The 4,005-nt window shown below is 64.6% G+C and carries 3 protein-coding genes and 1 other RNA gene; all 4 read right to left on the minus strand.

What is annotated here, in order from left to right; translation table 11 throughout:
- Window positions 1-294 precede the first annotated feature (294 nt).
- Window positions 295-897, minus strand: coding sequence for a hypothetical protein (locus x551_RS25510; RefSeq protein ID WP_152543594.1), 603 nt, complete (start codon window positions 895-897; stop codon window positions 295-297).
- Entirely contained in the window at window positions 894-2,192 is a 1,299-nt protein-coding gene (locus x551_RS19390; RefSeq protein ID WP_036250354.1) for an integrase arm-type DNA-binding domain-containing protein, read from the minus strand. The genes x551_RS25510 and x551_RS19390 overlap by 4 nt, the downstream gene beginning before the upstream one ends.
- Window positions 2,193-2,365: 173 nt before the next feature.
- Window positions 2,366-2,737, minus strand: a transfer-messenger RNA (tmRNA) gene (gene ssrA, locus x551_RS24670).
- 66 nt (window positions 2,738-2,803) lie between these two features.
- Window positions 2,804-4,005 (minus strand): DUF748 domain-containing protein (locus x551_RS19395; RefSeq protein WP_036250357.1); only part of this gene is annotated, 1,202 nt, incomplete at its 5' end.

Here is a 4,005-nt window from a genome sequence, read left to right on the forward strand (position 1 = left end):
CGGTCGGCGTCAACACACTAGTGGTCCTATGCGAAGTTGCATGGACGATCGTGGCGTCACGACTTGCACGAAAGACAATACCAGTCAAGCGTGAAGCACCTGCATAGCGCATTAGAGGCGTCCTCGTTGCCTGCGAGCAACACAAACTCGTCGCCGAGCACCTTCTTCTTCGGCTGCGCGAGATGGCTCGGCCAGAAGCATGGCCCGCGTCAACCGCTTGCTTCTACTAGGTCAAAGGCGGCCATCGCGCTCGACCGCTGGCGCTGTGGTCGCCTCGGTTCGGCCTGTATCGGACTAGCGGCGGTGGAGTGCTTCGTGGCCAAGGAGCCGCGTTGACAGATCGCGCAGCGCTTCGGCAAGACGCAGCTTCGTTCGAGCATCGAGTGCACCGTTCGCCTGAATCGAAACCTGCACGCGCCATTGGCCTGCAAAAATCAAATCGACCAGCACCGTGTCGGCAGTTTCAGTGCCTGATGAGCCTTGAGCGGGCGGGCACCGAAACGGCAAGACCACCGCTGAGCGCGCAGCCACATCCGGATTCGAGGCCGCACCTCGCAGCGATGCTGACCGCGCCGATCGCTGCGACTTACGGCCTGCGCGTGACGCTGGAGTGCCGCGCGCACGCGCGCCGATCGGGACTACAACGCACTCTGTGCTGGTATTACGCATGCGCACAATGACGACGTCCACCGGATCATGCTCGTCGAGGATGTCCAGTTGCTGCCGTACCGCTGAAACCTCGAGATCATGGGCCGTCGTGCGAGCCCAAACGGACAGCGGATGCAACGCCGACTGGGTTGCCCCTTCCTTGAGGCCAAACCGGATCTCTCCCTGTGCGTCCATTTCGACGTAGGCGGCAGATACGTTCGGAGCTACCTGTGCGGGGAAGCGCATCATGCTGCCCTCATTGGGATCACCTGTGCGCCGTCGCGAAGCTGATCAAGGTAGTCGGCCCAGGCGGTCATCATTTCGCGCCGCTGCTCTAAATACTGCGTCCGGTTGTAGGCGCGGCCCAGAGCATCAGCGACAGCGTGTGCTAGTTGGGCCTCGATCACTTCAGGGGCGATGCCCAGCCGCTCCGCGATCATCGTCCGAGCCATTGCCCGAAAGCCGTGGGCCGTCATTTCGTCATTGCCATACCCCATCCGTCTCAGCGCGCCACGGACAGTGTTCTCGCTCATGCACCGCTCGCCAGTGAGCAGCGAAGGGAAGACGTAGCGGCCGTGGCCAGTGAGTGGGTGCAGTTCACGCAGCGTCGCGATGGCCTGTGGCGCCAGTGGCACGACATGCGGCGCGCCATTGGCCTTATTGACCTTCGTCCGCTTCATCACCGCACCAGGAACAGTCAGGCTTGCCTCGTCTAGATCGATCCAGGCCCACTCCATGTGCCGTAGTTCACCGGGGCGCAGGATCAGCAGCGCCGACAGCTTGAGCGCTGCGCGAGTCACCGGGTGGCCGGCATAGGCCATCATGTCCCGCAGCAGTTCACCACCGAGTTTGGGGTCGACGATCGCCGCATGATGGCGAGACTCCACTGGCCGGAGGGCATCCTTTAGGTCTCCCGCTGGATTGCGCGTACAGGCGCCAATGGCGATGCCGTAGCGGAACACCTGCCCGCAGGAATCCTTGATGCGATGGGACGTCTCAATCGCACCGCGCGCCTCAACCCGGCGCAGGCAGGTAAGCAGCTCGGGCGCCTCGAGTTCGGCAATCGGACGCCGCCCTAGCCAGGGGAACACATCCTGCTCCAGGCGAATGCGAGTTCGCTCGGCGTGGCCCGCGCTGACCTTAACTTGGTGCACGGTAGTCAGCCACTCTCGAGCAACATGTTCAAAGGTTCCCGGCCCTGGAAGGCCTGCAGCGGCCAGCGCTTGTGCTTCCACTCGCGCGATCCTCTCCACTTTGTCAGCCTTGCGGGCCTCACTGGGGTCGACGCCTGCCGCGATCAATTTGCGGGCTTGATCTCGCCGCGTTCTGGCGTCGGCCAGCGACACGTCCGGATAGACGCCGAGGGAGAGGCGGTTTTCCCGCCCTGAAAGCCAGTATCGAAGCCGCCACCAAGCCGCGCCGGTCGGCTGAAGCAGCAGCGACAGCCCGCCGCCATCGTTCAGGGCATGGGGCTTGTCGCGCCCAGTCGCAGCTTTAATCGCCGCACGGATCGCTTTGTCGCTCAGGGTATTTGTAGCTGCCATGCCGGATAACTCTCCACCGATTGAGGCCACCCTAGGCCTGTTGTCCGGGATGTTATCCAGTGAAACAGTAGATGCAAGTGGACCTATCTGGCCCCAAGCGGACAAGAAAAAAGCGCTAAGTCTTTGATTTACTTAGCGCTTTCGCCTTTTCTGACCCCTTGTGGAGTCGTTAATGGTGGAGCCGGGGGGAATCGAACCCCCGTCCGCAAGCCATCCTCAGGTAGATCTACATGCTTAGCTGTCTGATTTGAGTCTCACGCCGCCGTCGCGCAGAAGCACGCTACGGACAACGCCAGTCACTGAGTCTCGTTGAACGCCGAGTGACCCGACGAGCAACCAGCCGATGTGCATGACGTCTCAGCCTTCCACCTTGCGGCTTGGGCCCGGCCCATCGGCCTGCCGTTGAGACGCTCACCGGTGTTTAAGCGGCGAGGGCGAAACGTTCGTCGTTCGCAGTTGGTTTGTTTCAGCTGGATTTACGAGCTCACTGATGCTCGGCATGCACCACTCCAATTCCGCACCCACGTCGAAACCAGGTCGGCCCCTGTACGTGCATTGTAGGTGGAGGGTCGGCGGGCCGATTCAAGGGCTGCGCGCCGACCCTGCGGGCGTCATTTCAGGCCGAAGGCGACCCGGGCGGTCGCGCCCTTGTCGTCGATCCCCTCGGTGCCGAGCCGTGAGGCCGTCAGCAGCACCCTCTCGGGCGGCACCTTCCCGGTCAGGTAAGCCTTGACGCGGTCACCGCGCTGGTCGGCCAGGGCCTTCAAGGCTGGCTCGCCGGCCGGTGCGCTGGCCAGCAGCAGGGCTTCCATCTCGCCCGGCGGCAGGCTCTTGGCCAGGCCGATGGCGTTGCGGGGCTTGGTCTTCAGGTCGGAGGCCTTGTAGGCGGCCTCGAGCCAGCGGCCCCGTTCGTCGGGCTCGATCTTCACGCTCTCGGCCAGCTCGCCGGTGGATTTGGCCTTGGCCGTGCGCAGCAGGCGGTCGAGGTACTGGGCGCGGAGCGCGGCCTCGTCGACCGCCGGGTCGGCGCGGCCGGTGGCTTCGAGCTTGAGGGCCGGCCGGTCGGTCAGTGCCTTGACCAGGGTGTCCAGGCGCTGGCGGCTGGCGTCGCTGAGTTCGGTGGAGCCTGGGGCGAACTCCACATAGCCCAGCTCCTGCCCTCCGCCGCCGAAGGCGCTGGCGAGCAACGAGAACGGCGCGGTGATGGCCCTGGTGATCAGGTTGACGATGACCCGCACGACGATGCGACCGACCGAGAACTGGGGATCGTCGAGGCTGCCGCTGATCGGCAAATCGATGTCGATCACGCCGTTCCGGTCCTTCAGCAGCGAGACGGCCAGCAGCACCGGCAGCTTCAGCGCGTCGGGGCTGTCGATCTTGTCGCCGAAGGTGAGCTGGTCGAGATAGACGTTGTTCTCGGCCTCGAGCTTGCCGTTCTCGATCTTGTAGTGGACCTTGACCGACAGGGTGCCCTTCTCGATGCCGTAGCCGGCATAGCGGCCGGAGTAGGCGGTGAGACGGGTGATGTCGATGCCACGCGCGCTGGCCGTGATGTCGGTGGCCAGGCGCGGGCCCAGCGGGTGCATGGTGCCGCCGATCTCCAGCGGCGCGGCGCCGTCGACCTTGCCGGAGATCTTCACGGTGGCCGGTTGCGGGCTGTCCCAGGCCAGCGCCGACACCTCGCCGCCGATGTCGGTGAGCTTGGCCGAGTAGTTGGGGCGGATGAAGTTGTCGGTGAAGTCGACCGTGCCGCCCGCCAGGCGGATCTCGCGCCAGCGCAGCTGCGGTGGCGGCGCGGCCGGCGCTGCGTCGG

This window comes from Methylibium sp. T29, from assembly GCF_000576205.1.
GTDB lineage: Bacteria > Pseudomonadota > Gammaproteobacteria > Burkholderiales > Burkholderiaceae_C > Methylibium > Methylibium petroleiphilum.